Below are 20,516 nucleotides of genomic sequence, written 5' to 3'. Positions count from 1 at the left end.
CGATGGCGACCGAGAAGCTCTCCATGGCGCAGGCCCTCAACCGAGCGCTGCGCGACTCCCTCGCGGAGGACCCGACCGTCCACGTGTTCGGCGAGGACGTCGGCCCGCTCGGCGGTGTCTTCCGCATCACCGACGGGCTGACCGCCGAGTTCGGCGAGGAACGCTGTTTCGACACCCCGCTGGCCGAGTCCGGGATCGTCGGTATGGCCGTGGGCATGGCGATGAACGGACTGCGTCCGGTGGTCGAGATGCAGTTCGACGCCTTCGCCTACCCGGCCTTCGAACAGATCGCCAGCCACGTGGCCAAGATCCGCAACCGTACCCGCGGCCGTGTGGAGGTGCCCCTGGTCATCCGGGTCCCCTTCGCCGGCGGCATCGGCGGCGTCGAACACCACTGCGACTCCTCAGAGGCCTACTACGCCCACACCCCCGGCCTGAAGGTGGTCACCCCCGCCACCCCCGAGGACGCCTACTTCCTGCTGCGCGAGTCGATCGCCTCCCCCGACCCGGTCGTCCTCATGGAGCCCAAGAAGCTCTACTGGGCCAAGGGAGAGATCGACGTGGAACGGCCCGCCGCCCCGCTGGGCCGCGCGGTCGTCCGGCGTGAAGGCGCCGACGCCACCCTCATCGCCTACGGACCGACCGTGCCCGTCGCCCTGGAGGCGGCCGAGGCGGCGGCGGCCGAAGGACGCGACCTCCAGGTCGTGGACCTGCGCTCCCTCGTCCCCTTCGACGACGAGACCGTATGCGCGGCGGTGCGCTCCACCGGTCGTGCCGTGGTGATCGCCGAGGCCTCCGGGTTCGCGAGCGTCTCCTCGGAGATCGTCGCCAGGGTCACCGAACGCTGTTTCCACTCGCTGGCCGCCCCGGTCCGCCGGGTCTCCGGTTTCGACATCCCCTATCCCCCGCCCAAGCTGGAGCGGTTCCACCTGCCCGGTGTGGACCGCGTCCTCGACGCCGTCGACGACCTTCAGTGGGAGGACCAGTGACCGCACGGACCTTCGACCTGCCCGACCTCGGCGAGGGCCTGACCGAGGCCGAGGTGGTCCGCTGGCTGGTCGCCGTCGGCGACACCGTCGCCCTCGACCAGCCGATCGTCGAGGTGGAGACCGCCAAGTCCCTCGTGGAGGTGCCCTCCCCCTTCGCCGGCACGGTCGGCGTACTGCACGGCGCGGAGGGAGAGGTGATGGAGGTCGGTCGACCGCTCATCACCGTGGAGACGGAGGCCCCCTCCGCGGAGGCCCGGGTCCCGGACCCGGCCGTGCCGGAGACCACCGAGGACCCCGCCGGTGAACGTTACCGGGAGGAGGAGCGCGCGGGTTCGGGCAACGTCCTCATCGGCTACGGCACATCCGAGGGGAGCCCTTCGGGACGTCGGCGCCGTCCGCGTGTCCGGGTGACCGTGCCCGAGGCCCGTCCTTCGGTGGAGACGCGCCGTGTCCCTCTGGTCACCTCTCCCCTGGTCAGGCAGATGGCCCGGGAGGCCGGGCTGCGCGTGGGCGACCTCCAGGGCAGTGGACCCGGTGGGCTCGTCACCCGTCGGGACGTACGCTCCGCGATCGAGGCGGCCGGCGCCAACACCGCTCCGGCCCCGTCCGCCCCGATCGCGGTCCCCTCTCCCCCGTCTCCGGTGGAGCCGGGCGCGGTCGACGCCCGCACCGGTCTGACCGAATCCCGCAGGGTGCCGATGGGCGCCTTCCGCAGGACGATGGCCGCGTCGCTCTCGCGCAGCCGCAGTGAGATCCCCGAGGCCACCGTGTGGGTGGACGTGGACGCCACCGAACTGGTGCGGCTGCGCGAGGCGAACCCGGAGGGTCCCGGCCTCCTCGCCCACGTGGCCCGGTTCGTCCTGGCGGGGCTGCGCGCCCACCCCGAACTCAACGGACTGGTGGACGCCGAACGTTCGGAACTGGTCCAGTACGACGGGGTCAACCTCGGTCTGGCCGTCCAGACCGAGCGAGGTCTGGTCGCCCCGGCCGTGATGGGGGCGCACCGGATGACCACGGCCGAGTTGGACACCGCGATCAGGGAGGTGACCCGACGGGCGCGTGAGGGCGGACTCTCCTCCGAGCAGATGACCGGCGGTACCTTCACCCTGAACAACTACGGATCGCTCCGGGTGGACGGTAGCGCCGCGATCATCAACCATCCCCAGGTGGCGATCCTCGGCCTCGGCCGGATCATCGATCGCCCCTGGGTCGTGGACGGGGAGTTGATGGTCCGCAAGATCACGCAGTTGTCCTTCGCCTTCGACCACCGGGTCTGCGACGGCGGCGCGGCGGCGGGCTTCATGCGCGTGGTCGCCGACGCGATGGAGGACCCGGGGCGGGCCATCGCCCACCTGTGACGGGCGGGCGTTCCGGCGGGGTCGGACCCCGCCGGAGCGCCCTTTCTCATCCACTCCCGAGCGCGGCGCGCATCCGACGCAGGCGGGGGCCGAACGCGCCGCGGATCGCGATCGCGACCGCGAGGTCGCCGACCGGCCCGAGCCCGGTGGAGAACTCCACGACGTCGGTGTGCCGGGTGCCCTCCGCGAACGGCTCGACCGTGTGCGTGTGCCGCCAATAGCGGAAGGGGCCGCTCACCTGGAGGTCGCTGAACGTGCGTCCCTCCTCGTAGGCGTCGATGACGGCGGTCCACCGTACGGGTGCGAGACCGGCCGCGCCCCAGCGCAGGTCGAGGATCCCGCCCCTGCCGAAGGGTTCGGGCCAGTCCCGGACCCCCACCCCCGGCGGCATCGCGTCCAGGAAGGCCGACCGGTCGACGATCAGGGCGAACACCCGATCCACCGGGGCGTCGAAGTCCTCGGTCACCCTCAGGACGGTGGTCCGCCGCGGACGGACCCTTCTGTCGTGTCCTCTTCTCGACACGTACCCTCCTCCGTCGTGCTCCCGGCGCGCCGCCGCCCCCGACGGATACCACGATCCGGTCGGGGGCGGCGGGAGACGGGCCGGAGGGTCACCGGCGCGGCGGGGCGACTACTCCTCGCCCTTGGCGACCAGGGTGAGGACGTCGTAGGTGGCGACGACCTCTCCGCTCTGATCGGTGACGACCGCGTCCCAGCGCACCTCGCCGTAGTCGGCGTTGGTGCGCGGCGTGATCTGCTTGGCGGTCAGGGTCACCTTGATGACCGCGTCCTCCTTCACCGGGGTGAGGAAGCGCAGGTGGTCGACGCCGAAGTTGGCGAGCACCGGGCCCGGAGCGGGGTCGACGAACAGCCCGGCGGCCAACGACACGACCAGGTAGCCGTGGGCCACGATCCCGCCGAACAGCGGGTTGGCGGCCGCGGCCTCCTCGTCGGTGTGCGCGTAGAAGGTGTCCCCGGTGAACTCCGCGAAGTGGTCGATGTCGGCGCGGGTCACGGCGCGTTCGGCCGACTCGATGGTGTCGCCGATCCGCAGACGGGACAGGTCCTTGCGGAACGGGTGGACGTCGTCGGCCAGGCGGCGCGAGCCCGGGGTCCACTGACCGGTGATCGCGGTGATCATGTCCGGGGAGCCCTGGAGGGCGGTGCGCTGCATGTGGTGCTTGACGCCGCGCACGCCGCCCAGCTCCTCGCCACCGCCGGCGCGCCCGGGGCCGCCGTGCACCAGGGCGGGGAGCGGGGACCCGTGGCCTGTCGACTCCTTGGCGTCGTCCCGGTCGAGCACCAGGACACGCCCGTGCCAGGGGGCGGTGCCCAGGACGACCTCGCGGGCCACGTCCTCGTCGTGGGTGACCAGGGAACCGACCAGGCCGCCCCGGCCCAGCGCGGCCAGCTCGACGGCCTCGGCCACCGTGTCGTAGGTGATGACGGTGGACACCGGGCCGAAGGCCTCGATCTCGTGCGGCTCACGCGCGCCCGGCTCGGCGCGCAGCAGGACCGGTGACATGAACGCGCCCGACCCGTCGTCGGCCCCGATGACCTCGACCCGGTCGGGGTCTCCGAACACGATCTCGGCGGAGCGTCCCAGAGCCCCGATCGCCTCGCGTACCGCCTCGCGCTGTTCGAGGGAGACCAGCGCGCCCATCCGGCTGTCGGGATGGTCGGCCGCCCCGACACGGACCTTGGACAGGCGGTCGGTGAGGGCTTCGATGACGGCGTCGGCCATGCCGGAGGGCACGAGCACGCGGCGGATGGCGGTGCACTTCTGGCCCGCCTTGACGGTCATCTCCGCGACGACCTGCTTCACGTACAGGTCGAACTCGGGGTCCTCGACCCGCACGTCCGGCCCGAGCATCGAGAAGTTGAGGGAGTCGGCCTCCACGTTGAGCTGAACGCCGCCGCGGACCACGTTCGGGTGTTCGCGCAGGAGCGCGCCGGTGGCGGCCGAGCCGGTGAAGCCGACGATGTCCTGGGGTCCGAGGTGGTCGAGCAGCCCCTCGTGGGTGCCGACGAGGACCTGGAGGGATCCCTCGGGCAGCAGCCCGGACTCGATGATCCGTCGGACCACGGCGACCGTGAGGTAGGCGGTCTGGTCGGCGGGCTTGACGATGCTGGGCAGTCCCGCGAGGAAGGCCGGGGCGAGTTTCTCCAGCATGCCCCAGACGGGGAAGTTGAAGGCGTTGATCTGGAGGGCCACCCCGGGGCGGGAGGTGTAGACGTGCTGTCCGACGAACGTGCCGCCCTTGCTCAAGGGTTCGGGGGGTCCGTCGAGGATGACGGTGGAGTTGGGCAGTTCGCGGCGTCCCTTGCCGGAGAAGCCGAAGAGGGTGCCGAAGCCGCCGTCGACGTCGACCATCGTGTCGCGAGAGGTGGCGCCGGTCCGGTGGGAGAGGGCGTAGAACTCGTCCTTGTACCCCATCAGGTGTTTGGCGACCTCCTTGAGGAGGACCGCCCGCTCGTGGAAGGTGAGCGCGCGCACGGCGGGGCCGCCCACGGAGCGCGCGTAGTCGATCATCCCGGCGATGTCGGGGGCGTTCTTCGAGATCCGGGCGACGGTCTCCCCGGTGTTCGCGTCGGCCAGGGGCGTGCCCTCGTCCGAGGGGGTGAACCACGACCCTCGGGCGTAACTCTCCAGTACTCCGGACACCTGGCGGTCCTCTCCTCGGCTGGCGGGTCTGGTGGAACAGTATTACAGACCGATCGGTCAGTAAATAGGACCGGTTCGGCGGAGACCCTTTCCGGTGGGTGTCGTCGCCGCTCGGGTGGCGTACAGGGCCCGTCGATCGGCCTCACGGGTGCGCTCGAGAACCGCTCACTCGGGCACTTCGAGGTACGGTCGGCCCGAAAACCCCAGGAAATCCGCCCAAACCATAGGTCGTTTTGTCGACAAATCGACTTCCACAAGGCTCCCCGGGAAGATCCCCAGGAGACCCCCTACTTCGTCAGGGAGAGGACCTCGGCGCCGGGCAGTTCGGCCAACAGCGGGCCCGGGACCCGCAGCTTGGAACGGCGCAGGCCGCTGCCCACCACCACCCACGGGGTGTCGTGGACCTCCTTGTCCACCAGGAGCGGCCACTCCTTCGGCAGACCGAACGGGGTGATGCCGCCGTACTCCATCCCGGTCTCCCCGGTCGCCTCCTCCATCGGGGCGAAGGACACCTTGCGCGCGCCCAGGTGACGGCGCAGCACCCCGTTGACGTCCGCGCGTCGCGTGGCCGGCACCACGCACGCCGCGTAGGAGACCTCTCCGCCGCGCTTGGCCGACAGCACCACGCAGTTGGCGCTCGTGTCCAGGGACAACCCGTAGCGTTCGCAGAACGCCGCCGTGTCCGCCGACTCGGGGTCGATCCGCGCGATCCGCGCGGAACCGTCGAACCTGGTCATAGCGGCGCGCACCGCCTCGGCCATCAACTCAGGGTGATCCAGCGCGGGTTTCCACTCGATCCGCTCCGTCATGACCGCTCCCCACTCGCGTTCCGCACCGTGCGGGACCATGATGCCGCACGGCCACCGACTGTACGGGTCGCACCCGACCGTTCGCGGGTACGCCGGCCACGGTCGGCCGGCGTACCCCGAAACGAGGAACGTCCCCCTATGGTCGATCCATGCCGAAAACCCTCCGAAGACGCTGTTCCGTGCTGACGGCGCTCCTGTTCACGGTCGCATCGTTCGCCTCTTCGGCCCCCGCCTCCGCGAACTCCCTGATGGGGGACGGCATCACCCGCTACCACACCGAGGCGGAGATCCGTGAGGACGGCACGGTCGAGGTCACCGAGTCCATCACCTACGACTTCGGATACCGACCGAGCGCGGGGATCTCCCGCCACATCCCCGTCGACCTGGGAAGCGGCCCCCTGCTCTCCAGGCACGTCGAGGTGCGCGACCTGGAGGTGCGGAGCCCCACCGGGGCCGAGACCGCCCTCGATTTCGAAGGGGTGGAGGAGGGGGAACACCTCGTGCTCATCGGTCTGGAGGACTCCCCCGAGACCCATGTCACCAAGGAACAGACCTACGAGATCTCCTACACCCTGGTCGGCGCGATCGTCGAGCGGAGAGGACACGACGAGTTTCACTGGAACTTCGTCGGGAGCGAGTGGGACGTCCCCAAGGACGACGTCTCGGTCGAGATCACCGCCCCCGAGATCAGCGATCTCTCCTGCCATCGAAAGGTGGAAGGAGAGGACCGTGGCTGCCACGGGTTCGAGCATGACGGGACGACCGCCGTCGTATCCCCGTCCTCCCTGACCGAGGACGAGGGGATGGCCGTCACCGTGTCCCTACCGTCGGGGGCCGTGGACACCTCGGCCGTCCTGACCGAGCTCAACGACTTCTGGCGCCCCACCCTCTGGTCGGGTTCCCTGGCCCTGCTCATGCTCGTCCTGGCGATCGCCTGCCCGATGTACCGGGCCCTGGCGGAGACGCGAGCCCGCCGGAGGATGCCCGATCTTCCCCGGGATCTGCACCCGTTGACCGCGTACTCGATGCTCCACGATCGGGTGCGGGTCTCGAGGGCCGCCCTGATCCTCCTCGCCCTCTCGGAGGAGAAGGGGCGGATGGTCTCCGAGCCCGCACCCGAAGCGCCGGGCGGCCGCCTCTTCCACCTGAGCAGCGACGAGCCGAAGCCCGCCCGGGGCCGAGCGGAGGAGCGGTTGCTCCTCAAGGTCTTCGAGGACAGGCGCACCGTCGACCTGGACACACTCGTCTCCTCGCTCGACCGGAGCGCGGGGAGAGAGTTGTTCAAGGCCACGCTCGCCGAACGGCGGTGGTTCATGAAGCTCACCGACCCCGAGCGCTGGACGACGTTCATCGTCACCGTGATCGTCCTCGCGGGGGTCTTCGTGTGCTTACTGGTCGGTGAACTGGTCGAGTTGTCGATATCCGGCGAGGCCATGGCCGGTCTCGGCCCGATCCTCCTGGCGACCCCGTTCATGATGATCGGCCTCTGGCGCGGCAAGGCGTTCTCCCGTCTCACCGCCGCCGGTCGGCACCTGAGGGACCTCTTGGACCAGGCCCGGAAGGACGTTCTGGATCGGGGGCCGGCTTCCACGGCCGTCGCGCCCTCGTTCGAGCTCGCTCTGGGCGGGGTCGACACACGGGAGGTGCCGAGAGAACGGCGGAGAACCCTGGTCTCTCCCTTCCACTACCGCGACCCTTCCTCCGTGGCCTGGTGGGACGCCCGGCTCCTCTCCTCCATGGGGTCCGAAGCGCCCTCCGGGCCGAGACGGGGGTGGGTGTTCTCCTCCCATCACCCCTCCTCCTTCCACTCCTCCGGCGGCTCGGGCGGCTTCGGCGGGGGCGGTGGAGGAGGCGGGGGCGGAGGCCGCCGCTGATCGAGAGCGGACGAGCGGGCGACACGGAGGGTCACTGTCCACATTCGGCCTGATGGGGGCGGTGATGTGTGGTTTCGGCACCATAGAATCCGGAACATGACCCCCGATCCCCTCACCGGTCTCGTTCTGCACGGTCGAGTGCTCCTCGAAGACCGGATCCACGGTGACGACACGGTGGCCGTGTACTCCGGCAAGGACACGACCTCCGGACTCCCCGTGACCGTGACCCTCCTCGAGCCCGCGGCGGGCGCCGATCCCGCGATCGCGCACGCCTTCCTCGGACGGGCGCAGAGCCTCGCCGGAACCGACGCGCCCGGGCTGGTCCGGGCCCTGGGAGACGGGCGCGACGGCGACCACGTGTACATGGTCACCGGGGCGGCCCGGGGCGAGAGCCTGAAGGCCCTGCTCACCGCCGAGGATGGGAACGATCGCTACGGGCCGCGTACGGCCCTGTCGATCGTGGCCGATGTGCTCGCCGTCCTCGCGGAGGCCCACGACCAGGGGTTCGTCCACGGTGGTCCGGGACCGGAGGACGTCCTCTTGGACGAGGACGACCGGGTACTCGTCACCGGGGTCCGCATGGTCGGTGCGGAGGAGGCGGACCCGCGCACCGACGTCCACGCCGTCGGGCTGCTGCTGTACACGCTCCTGACGGGGGAGTTCCGGGGCGGAGAGGGCGAGGCTCCGCGCCCCTCGGCGGTGGTGCCCGGGCTCCACCCCGACCTGGACATGCTCGTCGCCAACGCCACCGATCCCAACCCGCGTTACCGGCCGCGCGACGCGGGCCGCTACCTCACCCTGGTCGAACAGGTCCTCCGATCCCTCCCCGAACCGGGGGAGGGGCCGGAGGAGAACGTGAGCACCCGCCCGATCCCCGTGATCGAAGGCGCGGAGGCGGGCCCCGCGGATCGGAGGCGGCCTCCGCCCCCCTGGCGTCGGATCCCCGTCCTGGTGGGCGCCGGCGTTCTGGTCCTCGGTCTGTTCACGGGGTTCCTGTTCCTCGGATCCGACGACGAGCTCGTACTGCCCGACCTCGTCGGTCTCTCGGTGGAGAGCGCCGAGGACGAACTGGAGTCCCTGGAGTACGGACTGCGTCCCTCCTACGAGGAGGACTACAGCGACGACGTCGAACCGGGCGCGGTCGCCGTGACCGATCCGGCCGCCGGCGTGGTGGTGGAACAGGGGAGCCGGATCCTGCTGTCGATCTCCGTCGGCCCCCGGTACGTCGAGGTCCCCGACGTGGTGGGCGAGAGCGAGACGGAGGCCCGTGACCTTCTGCGCGCGGCCGGGTTCACCTCCGTGGTGATCGTCCAGGAGCACTCCTCCGAACACGACCCCGGCACCGTCCTGTCCTCCACCCCCGAAGTGGGGGAGGAGGGGGACCGGGAGGGTGAGATCACCCTCAACGTCAGCGAGGGCACCATCGTCCCCTCTCTCGTCGGGATGGCGCGCGCCGATGCCGTCTTCGCCCTCGAAGGGCTGAGGCTGCGGGCCGGTGTGGTGGAGACGCCCGACGACACCGCGCCGGAGGGCGAGGTCATCGGGCAGGACCCCGAACCCGGCACGATCGCGGCCGAGGACCAGGAGGTCGTCCTGACCGTCTCCTCCGGCCCGGACGAGGGGGCCGGACAGGAGGAGACCGAGGTCGAGGAGGAGGCCGGCGACGCCGGATCCGAACCGGGGTCGGGAGGCGGGGGTCCGAACGCCGTGTGCTCCGGTCAGCCCTGGAAGGAGCACAAGGTCTACGACGACGGTGACGTCGTCCATTACGAGGGGCGCTTCTACGAGGCGCGCTGGTGGGTCAGGGGAGACCCGCCGAGCGCCTCCGGTGAATGGGGGCCCTGGGCCGACCAGGGGCCGTGCTGAGCGGAGACCTCGCCCCCGGCGGAGGTCACCCCTCGGGGGCGAAGTCGGCCCGATGGTCCCCGACCCACTCCCGGTAGGTCAGGGCGGGGCGTCCCAACACGCGGGGGACGTCCTGGGAGACGGGTTCGACCACATCGACGTTGGCTGACCAGTGGGAGAGGAGCTGGTCGGCGAACTCCTCCCCCACCCGCTCGACGAGCCCGTCCCGGGCCTCCTCCGGTGACTGCTCCACCCACCGTGTCTCGCGACCGATGACCTCGCCGATCACGCGCACCTGCTCCGCCTGGCCGATCGATTCGGGGCCGGTCACCGTGTAGGCACGGCCCACGTGGTCCGGATCGACCAGGGCCCGGACCGCCATCGCCGCGACGTCCTTCTCGTGGACCAGGGAGCGCCGGGCCCGGCCGAACGGCTCCTCGACCACGCCGCGCCGGACCCCCTCCACCCAGAGCAGGGTGTTGGTGGCCAGCCCGCTCACCCGGAGGAAGGTCCATTCGGGCACGTTCCGTCGGACCAGGGTCTCGACGGCGCCCCAGACCCCGCCCTCCTCGGCTCCCTGCGCGGACAGGTACACCACTCGGGGGACGCGTCCTCCCAGCGCCTCGACGACCTCGGCCGCCCCCTCCGCCTCGTCGTCCGTGCCGGGCCACACCAGGTAGACGGCGGAGGCCCCCTCGGCCGCGGCGGCCACGTCCTCGGGATCGGTGGTCCGTCCTCGCACGATCTCCGCGCCGGCGGGCAGGGCGGCGCGCTCCGGGTCCCGGGTCATGGCACGGACGGGGATCCCCTCCGCGAGCAGGCCCGCCACCACGTGGCGCCCCGTGTTCCCTGTGGCTCCTGTGACCAGAACGGGTGCGGTCATCGTCTCTCCTCCGTCGGTGGAGACCGGGTGCGATCCCGGCCGGGCGCCTTTCGGTGCTCAGGAACCACTCAACGACCTCAACAAAGGTAGAGGTCAAGCCCTTCGGGGAACGTCCTCTGTCCGTGTTCTCGTCAACCGCCGTCCTGCTCGCCGAGCAGATCCACACCCTTGTCGAGTAGACCGTGCAGATGGAGGGCGAGCTGTAGTTCGAGCGCGCGGTCGGGACGCTGCCAGTCCTCCCCGATGAGCCGACCGATCCGCTCCAGACGCTGAGCCACCGTGTTCACGTGGACGTGCAGGTCGTCCTTGGCGCGAGAGAGGTTGCCCCCGGCCGCGAAGTAGGCGCGCAGTGTCCTCACCAGCAGGGTTCCTCGTTCGGCGTCGTACTCCAGAAGCGGCCCCAGGGCGGTCGCCACGAATCCGGGCACGTCGCGGTCCCGGCTCAGCAGCAGCCCGGAGAAGCCGAGGTCTTCGGTGGTGGCGGTGTCCCCCGTGCGCCCCAGCGCCCTCAGGGTCTGTAGACATCGGACCGCCTCGGTGAACGCGCTCCGGAAGGATTCCGGGCCTCGGGTGGGGCCGGCCAGCCCGGCCGTCACCGGACCGTTGACGGCGGTGGTCAGCTCGGTCGTCACCCTGCGGCCCGTGTCCGAGGGGTCCGTGCCGGGCAGGGCCAGCACCAGTCGGCCTCCCCTGACCGCGGCCAGGCCCCCGGTCGTCTCGGCGGCGAAGGCCGCGGCCGAACGCAGTCGTTGCGGGTCGCCTCCCGGTGCCTCGGCCACCACCAGGACGTGCGGGGCGTCCAGGTCCGTGTGGAGCAGCGCGGCCCGTTGACGCAGGGACTCCGGATCGCGGGCGGGCATCTCCAGGAGTTCGTTCAGCAGGTCGCCTCGGACCCGGTGCTCGGTCTCGCTCACCGAGCGGCGGATGAGCAGCAGGAGAGCGGTCACCATCGCGGCCCGCTCCAGCACGCGCTGATCGGTGCCGTCCAGTTCCACCCCGTGGAGCACGAGCGTCCCCAGCGGCTCGGTTCCCGCCGCCGCCGTGGCCACCCACGCCTCCCCCACGGATACGGCACGGCCACCGGCCAACGAGGCGCGGGCCGCCTCGGAGAGCGCCTCGTCCCCCTCCGCCAAGGGGTCCCCTCCGGGGGAGAAACCGCCGGCCGTCCCCTCGGGAGAGGCGGTCACCGAGGTGTCGGAGACCCGGTCGTGGACACGCACCGTTCCCCCCAGCACCTCGGCGACCGCGGCCGCGACCTCCCGCACACCGCCACCGCTCAACACGAGGTCGGTGAACCGGTCGTGCGCGTTCGCCGACCTCTCCACCGACGCCGTGTGCCGTTGCAGACGTTCGTTCACGACGTGCAGTTCGTCCAGGGCCCGGCGGGTGTCGTCGATGAGGTTGGCGTTGTCGATCGCGATCGCCGCGTGGGTGGCCAGGGACGACAGCAGGGCCACCTCCGAGTGCTCGAACGGCCGCTCTCGTCGGTTGGCCGCGAACAGCACCCCTACTCGGCGCCCGTTCATCCGCAACGGCACGCCGAGGATCGCCACCAGCCCCTCCTCGCGTACCCCGTCGTCGATGTTCTGAGCGTGCTCGAAACGGGGGTCCGCGAAGTAGTTGGCGGTCACGTAAGGCAGCGACGTGCTGGCCACCAGACCGCCCAGGCCCTTGCCCGGGGCCAGACGGAGCTGCTGGAAGGTGGCCGAGACCGACCCCGACGTCACCCGCATGTAGGTGTCGCCGGCCTCCGGATCGCTCAGGGTCAGGTACGCCACGTCCGTCCCGAGCAGATGCCGGGCCCGCTCCACGATCGCCCGCAGCACCTGGTCGAGACTGCTCATCCCGGCCAGATCGTTGGCGGTCTCGAAGAGCGCGCTCAACTCCGACTCCCGCCGTTGCCGATCGCGCAGCACCGACCGGACCCGCAACGCCGCCATCTTCGCGTTCTCCAACGCGGCGATCGTCTCCGCGTCCGCCCCGTCCGAGCGCGCGCGCAGCACCGGCCGTTCGTACTCCACGGCCGGCGCGTCACGCAGCAGGAGCCCGAGGTAGAGGGCCTGCCGTTCGGCCTCCGATCGCTCCGGGGAGGTGTCATGGGATCCGGGGGAGGTGCTCAGCTCGAACTCCAGGCTCCGTCGATGGGCAGGGACGCCCCGTTGACGAACGAGGCGTCGTCGGAGCACAGATAGGCGACCATCTCGGCCACTTCGGACGGTTCGATCAGCCGTTTCACGGGGGTGCGGGCCAGAAGCACCTCCGAGACCACACGGTCCTCGGGGAGGCCGTGCGCCTCGGCCTGCTCCGCGATCTGCCGCTCCACCAGGGCGGTCCGCACGTATCCGGGGTTCACACAGTTGGAGGTCACCCCGTGTGGGGCGCCTTCGAGCGCGACCACCTTGGAGAACCCCTCCAGCCCGTGTTTGCCGGCCACGTACGCCGACTTGTAGGCGGAGGCGCGGAGGCCGTGCACGGACGAGATGTTGACGATCCGGCCCCAGCCGCGCTCGTACATGTGCGGCAGGGCCCCGCGCACCACGCGGAACGGTGACTCGACCATGAGTCGAAGGATGAGGGAGAAACGCTCCGGAGGGAAGTCCTGTACGGCGGCGACCGTCTGCACCCCGGCGTTGTTCACCACGATGTCGGACCCCCGCGCCGCCTCCTCGGCGGCGTCCAGGTCGGTCAGGTCCAGTTCCACCGGTTCGCCCACGCCCAGTTCGGCGAGTTCGGCGAGGGCGGCGCCATCGATATCGACCAGACGGACGGTGGCTCCGGCGTCGGCCAGACGCGTCGCGCACGCCCGCCCGATACCGCCGGCGGCGCCGGTCACCAGAGCGGTCCTTCCGGTCAGGTCGACTCGTGTGGTGTGAGAGGTCGATGAGACCTGGGGGGTCGACGGGCCGGAGATGTCCGGAGTGGTGCCGGGGGCGCCGGGCCCGGTGGCCGGTCGCGCGTCGTCCCGCGGGGGCTCGTGCGTCGTCATGCCAGAAAACTAGGCGCGGTCCGCGTCACGGGGGATAGACCCGGAACACACACCCCCGGGTCTTCTCATGTGGATCGTGCCCATGCCCGACCGGGCTCCTGTGGACTTCCCACCCGTCGATCCACTGTGATCGGAGTCTCGCGTACATGTCGCGCGGATCACTTGAAGTCTAGGCTTCGACGCACCGGTTCGGCCGAACCTCCCGCTCGTCGACCCACTTCCGGAGCCGCACCATGCACCCCCACGCCCACCGGATCCTCCCCGACACCGGACCACCGATCCCGGCCCGCCTCGGCGCCCCCGTCCTCTCCGTGGCCGCCGTCCTCCTCCTGGCCCTGGCCGTCCTGGTCGTCACGGCACCGCGCGCCTCGGCCGCCGAACTCACCCCGGTGCCCTCCTTCGGGGCCGACCCCGGGAACCTCGCCATGCACGAGTACGTTCCCGACGGCCTCTCGGACGGGGCGCCCCTGGTCGTCCTCCTGCACGGTTGCACGCAGAGCGCAGCCGACTACCACCGCTCCTCCGGATGGGTCGAGCAGGCCGAGAGCTCCGGCCTGGCCCTCGTCTACGCCGAGCAGAGGACGGCCAACAACGCGAACCGGTGCTTCAACTGGTTCGAGCCCGGCGACGTGGCCCGAGGCTCCGGAGAGGCCCGATCGATCGCCTCGATGGTGGAGTCCGCCGTCTCCCGTCACGGCCTGGACACCGACCGCGTCTTCGTCTCGGGGCTGTCCGCCGGCGGCGCGATGACCGCCGAACTCCTGGCCGCCTACCCCGACCTCTTCGCCGGCGGCGGCATCGTCGCGGGTGTGCCGGTGGGATGCGCGTCCGGCATGATCGACGCGTTCACCTGCATGAACCCAGGGAAGAGCCTGACCCCGCAGCAGTGGGGCGACCGGGTCCGGGCCAAACTCCCCGACGGCGCCGAGCCGCCCCGCGTGGCGATCTGGCATGGAACCGCCGACACCACCGTCTCCCCGGCCAACGGACGGTCGAGTGTCGCCCAGTGGGTGAACGTCCTGGGACTTCCCTCCGAACCCGACGGCACGGAGAGCCTGCCGGGGCCCACCACCGTCGAGTACTACGGCGGAGGAGCGGAGGACGCCGCGGTCGCCTATTTCTCCGTCGCGGGGATGGGGCACGGGACCCCGGTCGACCCGTCCGCCGGATGCGGTGCCGCCGGCGCCCACTTCCTCGACACGGTCTGTTCCGCCGGGTACACCGCGCTGTTCTGGGGCATCGGGGGGAGCGACGGGGGACCCACGGATCCGCCGACCGGTGAACCGACCGAGGGGCCCGCGGGGGAGTGCGTGACGGCGAGCAACCACACCCACGTCGCACAAGGGCGGGCCGAACACCGTCTGGGATACGCCTACGCGCTCGGGTCCGGTGACCCGCTCGGGCTGTGGAACACGGCCGTGCGGACCTCGCTGACCGAGACCGCCGCAGGCCACTGGGAACTCACTCCGGGCGGCTGCTGAGACGCGGACCCGCGAGTGATCGGGGCCGCGCGATCCCGATCCGGGGCGACCCGTGCGGGTGGACAGGCAGGCCCATCCGCACGGGACGCCCTTCTTCTCTCGGTGACGGGCACGACCCCCGTGGTGCCCGCCCGCCGCCTCTTCGGCCTCGCCGCGGGGGCGAGGCCGAAGAGGGCGCGCTCCGACCTCAGGGTCCCTCGGTGACGCGGGCCTCGCCCGCGAGCACGTTGGTGGTCAGTCGGCGCAGCGCGAGTCTGGTCGCCTCGAATTCCTCTTCGGGCAGGTCGATCACCCGTCCGATGGCCTCCGGGACGCCTCGGGCCCGTTCGCGCAGAGCGGCCCCCTCCTCGGTGAGGGTGACCCGTACCGAGCGCTCGTCCTCGGGGTCCCGCTCCCGCCTGAGCAGACCATTGGTCTCCAGGCGCTTGAGCAGGGGGGTGAGCGTCCCGTAGTCGAGTTGGAGTACGGCCCCGATCTCCTTGACCGAACACTCCCCTCGTTCCCACAGGAGCATCATCACGAGGTACTGCGGGTAGGTCAGACCGAGCGGGTCCAGCAACGGTCGATAGAGGTTCGTGACAGCCCGGGACGCCGCGTACAGTGCGAAGCACATCTGCTCGTCGACTCGCGGGAGTTCGAAGTCGCCCTCCTGGGCGGGATCTCGGTCCGGCATCACGTCACATCGTAGTAACCCCGCACCCGATGTCAAAGCCCACGATTTAATCGTGCGCAAGGAATATGGGGCGTTCGTGACGAGTCGCCGCACAAGTGGGCACAACGGTGCCGGTGCGTTCCCGCACCGACACCGAACGACCTAGCCCTCCTCGGCTCCGCGCGCGCCGTCGGGGAGCCTGCGCTTGACCACCTTCCCGGTGGCGTTGCGCGGCAACTCCTCCAGCACCACCACGTCCCGTGGCACCGAGAAACGCCCCAAGACCTCGCGCACGTGCAACCTCAGCCGGTTCGGGTCGACGAAACGCCCCTCATAGGGAACGACGTACGCGGCGAACCGCTGCCCGAACTCCTCGTCGGGCACCCCCGCGACCGCCACCTCGCGCACCTCGGGCAGGGCCACGATCGCCTCCTCCACCGGCCGGGGGAACACGTTCTCCCCGCCCGAGACGATCATGTCGTCGTCCCGACCGGCCACGTGCAATAGACCGTTCCCGTCCACGTACCCCCGGTCGCCGGTCTCCATCAGATCCCCGGACATCCGCTTGTGGCCACCGTTCGTGTAGCCGTCGAAGAGCATCTCGTTCCCGACGTGGATGGCGCCCTCGACCCCGGGAGGGACCTCCCGGCCCTGTTCGTCCAACACCGCCAGCCGCGTACCGAGAGGAGCCCTTCCCGCCGTGGTGGGGGCGGAACGCAGCTCTTCGGGCGTGGCGATCGTCGCCCACGACACCTCGGTCGACCCGTACAGGTTGTAGACCACGTCCCCGAACGCGTCCATGAAGTCGCCGATCAACCGGGGATCCATCGCCGATCCGCTGCACGCCACGATCCTCAGTGAGGAGGTGTCGTACCGCTCCCGCGTCGACCTGGGAAGATCCATGATCCGCCGCAGCATCACCGGTACCGCGAACAGGGCCGTGCACCGCCGCTCCTCGATCGTGCGCAGCACGTCCTCGGGCTCGAACAGACGACGCGTCACCAACGTGGCCCGCAACGACATCCCCAACTGGACCCCGGCCAGCCCCCACGTATGGAAGATCGGCGCCGACACCAGGATCCGATCACGGGAGTTCAACGGGATCCGGGACAACACCGAAGCCGCGTCCTGGGGGCCCTTCGGGGTCGGGCGCCGCGCCCCCTTCGGCGCCCCCGTCGTCCCGGACGTCAGCACGATCAACCGCCCCGGCCGCTCCGGCGGCTCCGGGTCGGGCCCCGAGATCTCCCTCGCCTCCGTCGGCACCCGGGGACCGGGAACGTCCGGCTCCCCCCACGCCGTCACCCGGGGGAGCCCTTCCGGCAACCCCCGGCACAACCCCTCGAACTCCTCGTCCACGACCAGCAGGGACACCTCGTGCCGCTCGATCACCTCGGCCAGCGGCCCGGCGGCCAGCCCGGTGTTCAACAGGACCACGTCCGCGCCGAGACGGCCGCAGGCGACGGTGGCCTGCACCAGACCCGAGTGATTACGACACAGGAGTCCCACCCGGGCCCCCGGACGCACCCCCATGTCGTACAGCTCCCGGGCGAAACGCCGGGCCAACAGGTTCATCCGGCCGAAGGTGACGCTCCCCCCGTCATCGATCACCGCGATCCGACCCGGATCACGTTCACCAGCGGCCGCGTAGCCGCCCGCGATGGTGGCGCCCCAGGTGCGTAACCGGCCGAGCTGCCGGACGACCCTGTCGGGGCGGCCGGGGGAGATGACACCGGCCCGGACGAGCACGCCCACCACCTTCAGAGCGTGGCTCAACCTGGACCGGGCGGACGGGACACCGACGTGGGACGCCATGAGGTCTCCGAGGGGGTGTACGGGGACGGGCGAAGCGGTCCGCGCCCTCCGAGGAGCCTTCGCCTCATGACTCCACGGAGTACTGCGACCGTAGGTGAACGAACGGGCCGTGTCTTCGTCCCCATGTGAGCGAGCGTCGGTGGATCGTTGTCACCCGTATGAGCGCTCGAGGCGTGACGGGACATGGGGGACCGGGCCGGCGCGGCGGCGCCGACCCGGTCGGAGAGAGGACGATCAGCCGGTCACGGTGATCGGCGCGGAGGGATCGTCGGCGTTGGTCACCTCATAGGTGGCGGTGAACCCGGCCTCGTCGGTGTCGGGACAGCCCAGGCCGCCCTCCACCACCACGGGGGCCGTGGTGTCGAAGGCCAGGGTCGAGGCGGGGTCGCCGTTGGTCCACGTGCCGGCGATGGCGACGTCGGCGTCCGGACTCACTGTCGCGGTGCACGAGGCCAGACCGCTCGTGGTCACCACGATGCCGCCGGCCGGAACCGTCATGGAACCGGTCGAGGGCTCTCCCGCGAGCATCGACATCTCCCACACCGGGTCGTTCACGGTGACGGTGGCGTTCACCAAGGGCATGTTCGTATCGCAGTCCTCGAAGGTCGGCGCGTTGATCGCCCCGGAGACGGCCCCGTCCGGGTTGTGGTTGTCCGGCGCCTCGGGAACGAGGTTGTTACCGTCCCCCGGAGCGGAGACGGAGACACCACAGGTGACGAGCGTTCCGCCCGCGTCGAAGGTCGCCGTGCCGGTCAGAGCGGCCTCGAAGGAGGCACCGGCGGGTTCGACGGTGGTCGGGCCCTGTTGCGCCGCCAGGGCGGAACCGCCCCAGGCCAGGGCCAGGGCCCCGGCGGCGCAGACGGCCAGGACGGAGGAGTTGCGGGATCTCGGTCGCGGAACCGACATGGTTACTCCTTGTGATGACTGCCGGGCGTCGTGGACGCCCGGCGCGACTGGGGTGCTGTACGCGCCGACGTAGGTGGACGGAACTTGCCGGTGGACCACCGGGACACGTGGCGGACCGGACGGCCGGACCACGTGCCCCGGACACTGAGATGCCGGGGGAGGGGCCGATCAGGGTTCGAACGGAGGGAGCGGGACGGTCTCTCGCGCCCGCCGGGTCCTCGAGGCCTCGCCCTTCCCGCGCCGCCCCCGCTTCCGTCGAGGCGGGCGTGCGACCGGGCGCCAGGCGAAGGCCAGACCCCCGCCCGCCAGGGCCAGAAGGGTCCCGATCACGAGACCGCCGAGGTTGGACAGGACGAGCGCGCCCAACGCCACGAACCCGGCGAGACTGCCGGTGATCACGTGCTGGTTCGGGGTGCACCAGGTGATCAGTCCGAGGACGACCAACATGCCGGCGAAGAGCAGGGTGGAGACGGAACCGACGCCAAGGTAGACCATGAGCTCCACCGGCAGACCGGCGATCAGCACCATCTCGATCCCGGCGAGGATCATCAACAGCCCCCCGGAGAAGGGGCGACGCCGACGCCAGCGGGACCAGGCCTCCCACGACCTTCGAAGCGGACTCAGAAGCACTCGTCATCCCCCAGGGAGACGCCGAGGCTCAGGTTGTGCAGTCGGAAGGTGCCCGCGGAGGCGGCCCACGCGGTCTGTTCCAGGTTCTCGACCCGGATCACGTCCGACTGCATGCCGAACAGGTCGGTGTGCCCCTGCCCGCGTCCGAGACCTTGGGGCCCCTTGTCCAGGGTGGAGGCGTCCCTGCCGATCTCGATGTTGTCGAACTCGGCGTCGCCGTCCATCTGTTCCATGTCGATGACCAGGTCGGAGGCGCGCACCGGGGTGCCCGCGTCGCCTGCCGTCAGCATCAGGGAGATGGGTCCGACCATGGGGAACTCGGTGGTCAGCACCGATTGGCAGAGGCCGACGATCTCGGCCTCGCGGATACCGGCGACCGCCACGGGTACCGCCTCGTCGCGGACGGTGGCGTCGATCCAGCCGAACTGGGCGAACCCCTGGCCGGTCATCTCGTCGGCCGAGATCTTGAACTGCTGGCTGGAGATGCTGAAGGTGGCCGCGAGAGCCCCACTGGCCATCGCCACCAGGATTCCGCCGATCGCGGCTCCGGCGGGAACCGAGAAGAGGGCGAACCTCTTCCAGCTGATGTGACTCTCGGGTGCCCGGTCCGTGTCGGTCGGGGGCGCCTTGTCGGGGGATGTGGTGTCCATGCGTGTCCTTCCACAGGGTGCATGGCCGCGCTGCGCCTGTCGTCCCCCCGAACACCCGACACGCGGCCTGTTCCGGTCACTCGCGCCGGAGCGAGGGACCGAAGCGGAAACTGTTCCGATAAGCCGACATCATGTATCGGCCTTCGGGGGATTTCAAGGGCCTTTCGACAACTTTCTCTGCCTTTTCGGATTCCGCGAGGAAATGATCTTCGTCCCTTCGCCTGTGGGGCCCTGGCCTGCTTCGACGTGGGTGAAAAGGGGGAACTCGCCCCTGATCGAAGCCCCCTCCGTTCCACGGGTGTCGTTCCGATCGGAACGGTGGGGTGCTTTTCCGTTGTCAGGGACATGAGCGTTGTCGGGTACCCGTTTCATCAGTTCGGTGAGTGGCTGAGGTGGAGGGGAGAGCGATGGGGAGGGAGGGGAGGAAGGGAGGGTGACCCGTCTCGCCTCGCGCGCGAGGGCGCGGGCGCGCGAGAGGCAGAGTGTGGAGAAGGTCGGGGAGGGCGGGAACGGGGGTGGGGGAGCCCCGGTGGGAGACGGGGCGGCGACGGTTCTCCGGTGACCGCCGACACAGGCGACTCGGTTTGCTCGGGTCCCGGAGTGGGGGTAGTGTTCTCCGAGTCGCCGCGGGACGGCGAGCGGGAACCTCGGGTTCACCGTTCGGAACCGGGCCGCGAACTCTTGACACTTCTCTTTCTCAGCCGAAACGGTTCGGGCACTGCCCGGGGCATGTAGGATGAAAGAGTCGCTTCCCGGAAGCCTCCACCACAAAGGCGGAGAACAAAGGAAGCAAACGGGCTTTACCCCGATCGGGAACACCGAAAACCGCCGAGTTGCGGGACACGGAAGACCTGATAAAGTAAAGACACAACACAGCGGGAAACACCGGAAACGGTGCGAACGCGAACAAAGCCTTCCACGGAAGAGCAGAACGGGACACTGGTTCCGGAGCTTGTACGGGAAGCGTGATTGTTTC

General features: G+C 70.5%; 16 protein-coding genes. 5 read left to right on the top strand and 11 right to left on the bottom strand.

Annotation, left to right across the window (positions count from 1 at the left end):
- The first annotated feature begins 2 nt into the window (after positions 1–2).
- Together U9J66_RS12180 and U9J66_RS12175 are read left to right on the top strand one after the other, a co-directional pair.
- Positions 3–989 (top strand): alpha-ketoacid dehydrogenase subunit beta, encoded by a 987-nt coding sequence (locus U9J66_RS12180; protein ID WP_026125285.1) that lies wholly within the window; start codon positions 3–5, stop codon positions 987–989.
- Entirely contained in the window at positions 986–2,347 is a 1,362-nt protein-coding gene (locus U9J66_RS12175; RefSeq protein WP_326337718.1) for a dihydrolipoamide acetyltransferase family protein, read from the top strand. Before U9J66_RS12180 ends, U9J66_RS12175 begins: the two co-directional genes overlap by 4 nt.
- A 46-nt stretch (positions 2,348–2,393) precedes the next feature.
- On the opposite strand, the gene U9J66_RS12170 is transcribed toward U9J66_RS12175, so the two are convergent.
- The 3 genes from U9J66_RS12170 to U9J66_RS12160 form a co-directional block, all read right to left on the bottom strand.
- Positions 2,394–2,870, bottom strand: a complete 477-nt coding sequence (locus tag U9J66_RS12170) for an SRPBCC family protein (protein WP_014908164.1) — start codon at positions 2,868–2,870, stop codon at positions 2,394–2,396.
- A 108-nt stretch (positions 2,871–2,978) separates the two neighbouring features.
- The gene (gene paaZ, locus U9J66_RS12165; RefSeq protein WP_326337717.1) at positions 2,979–5,012 is read right to left on the bottom strand and encodes a phenylacetic acid degradation bifunctional protein PaaZ; all 2,034 of its coding nucleotides are present in this window, start codon (positions 5,010–5,012) and stop codon (positions 2,979–2,981) included.
- A gap of 287 nt (positions 5,013–5,299) precedes the next feature.
- The gene (locus tag U9J66_RS12160; RefSeq protein ID WP_014910690.1) at positions 5,300–5,821 is read right to left on the bottom strand and encodes a YbaK/EbsC family protein; all 522 of its coding nucleotides are present in this window, start codon (positions 5,819–5,821) and stop codon (positions 5,300–5,302) included.
- 149 nt (positions 5,822–5,970) lie between these two features.
- Here U9J66_RS12160 and U9J66_RS12155 point away from each other — a divergent pair, with 149 nt between their 5' ends.
- Positions 5,971–7,695, top strand: coding sequence for a DUF2207 domain-containing protein (locus tag U9J66_RS12155; protein WP_326337716.1), 1,725 nt, complete (start codon positions 5,971–5,973; stop codon positions 7,693–7,695).
- 96 nt (positions 7,696–7,791) lie between these two features.
- A complete protein-coding gene (locus U9J66_RS12150; RefSeq protein WP_326337714.1) occupies positions 7,792–9,561 on the top strand; it encodes a PASTA domain-containing protein in 1,770 nt (589 codons plus the stop codon).
- A 25-nt stretch (positions 9,562–9,586) separates the two neighbouring features.
- Here the strand turns inward: U9J66_RS12150 and U9J66_RS12145 are convergent, their stop codons facing one another.
- From U9J66_RS12145 to U9J66_RS12135, 3 genes are all read right to left on the bottom strand, one after another.
- Positions 9,587–10,423, bottom strand: a complete 837-nt coding sequence (locus tag U9J66_RS12145) for an SDR family oxidoreductase (RefSeq protein WP_326337713.1) — start codon at positions 10,421–10,423, stop codon at positions 9,587–9,589.
- A gap of 131 nt (positions 10,424–10,554) precedes the next feature.
- Positions 10,555–12,555, bottom strand: a complete 2,001-nt coding sequence (locus U9J66_RS12140) for a helix-turn-helix domain-containing protein (protein ID WP_442789855.1) — start codon at positions 12,553–12,555, stop codon at positions 10,555–10,557.
- Positions 12,540–13,409: a 3-hydroxybutyrate dehydrogenase gene (locus tag U9J66_RS12135; protein WP_187294546.1), complete on the bottom strand. Its 870-nt coding sequence runs from the start codon at positions 13,407–13,409 to the stop codon at positions 12,540–12,542. Before U9J66_RS12135 ends, U9J66_RS12140 begins: the two co-directional genes overlap by 16 nt.
- Positions 13,410–13,642: 233 nt before the next feature.
- On the opposite strand from U9J66_RS12135, the gene U9J66_RS12130 reads away from it, so the two are divergent.
- Positions 13,643–14,890: an extracellular catalytic domain type 1 short-chain-length polyhydroxyalkanoate depolymerase gene (locus tag U9J66_RS12130; RefSeq protein ID WP_326337712.1), complete on the top strand. Its 1,248-nt coding sequence runs from the start codon at positions 13,643–13,645 to the stop codon at positions 14,888–14,890.
- A 187-nt stretch (positions 14,891–15,077) separates the two neighbouring features.
- Here the strand turns inward: U9J66_RS12130 and U9J66_RS12125 are convergent, their stop codons facing one another.
- The 5 genes from U9J66_RS12125 to U9J66_RS12105 all read right to left on the bottom strand — a co-directional run bounded on the left by U9J66_RS12125 (position 15,078) and on the right by U9J66_RS12105 (position 19,540).
- On the bottom strand, positions 15,078–15,563 hold the full coding sequence (locus U9J66_RS12125) for a MarR family winged helix-turn-helix transcriptional regulator (protein ID WP_014913523.1): 486 nt from the start codon (positions 15,561–15,563) through the stop codon (positions 15,078–15,080).
- 141 nt (positions 15,564–15,704) lie between these two features.
- The gene (locus U9J66_RS12120; RefSeq protein ID WP_326337711.1) at positions 15,705–17,354 is read right to left on the bottom strand and encodes an AMP-binding protein; all 1,650 of its coding nucleotides are present in this window, start codon (positions 17,352–17,354) and stop codon (positions 15,705–15,707) included.
- Positions 17,355–17,588: 234 nt separating this feature from the next.
- On the bottom strand, positions 17,589–18,260 hold the full coding sequence (locus tag U9J66_RS12115) for a hypothetical protein (RefSeq protein WP_014909430.1): 672 nt from the start codon (positions 18,258–18,260) through the stop codon (positions 17,589–17,591).
- A 168-nt stretch (positions 18,261–18,428) separates the two neighbouring features.
- Positions 18,429–18,890, bottom strand: a complete 462-nt coding sequence (locus U9J66_RS12110) for a DUF6114 domain-containing protein (protein ID WP_014908274.1) — start codon at positions 18,888–18,890, stop codon at positions 18,429–18,431.
- Positions 18,881–19,540, bottom strand: coding sequence for a DUF6230 family protein (locus U9J66_RS12105; protein ID WP_014909571.1), 660 nt, complete (start codon positions 19,538–19,540; stop codon positions 18,881–18,883). Before U9J66_RS12105 ends, U9J66_RS12110 begins: the two co-directional genes overlap by 10 nt.
- Positions 19,541–20,516: the final 976 nt, after the last annotated feature.

Origin of the sequence: Nocardiopsis sp. LDBS1602, from assembly GCF_035818715.1 — a bacterium.
Classification (GTDB): Bacteria; Actinomycetota; Actinomycetes; order Streptosporangiales; family Streptosporangiaceae; genus Nocardiopsis; species Nocardiopsis alba.
Note: the sequence above shows the minus strand (reverse complement) of the source record. Positions and strands in the feature narration are given on the sequence as shown.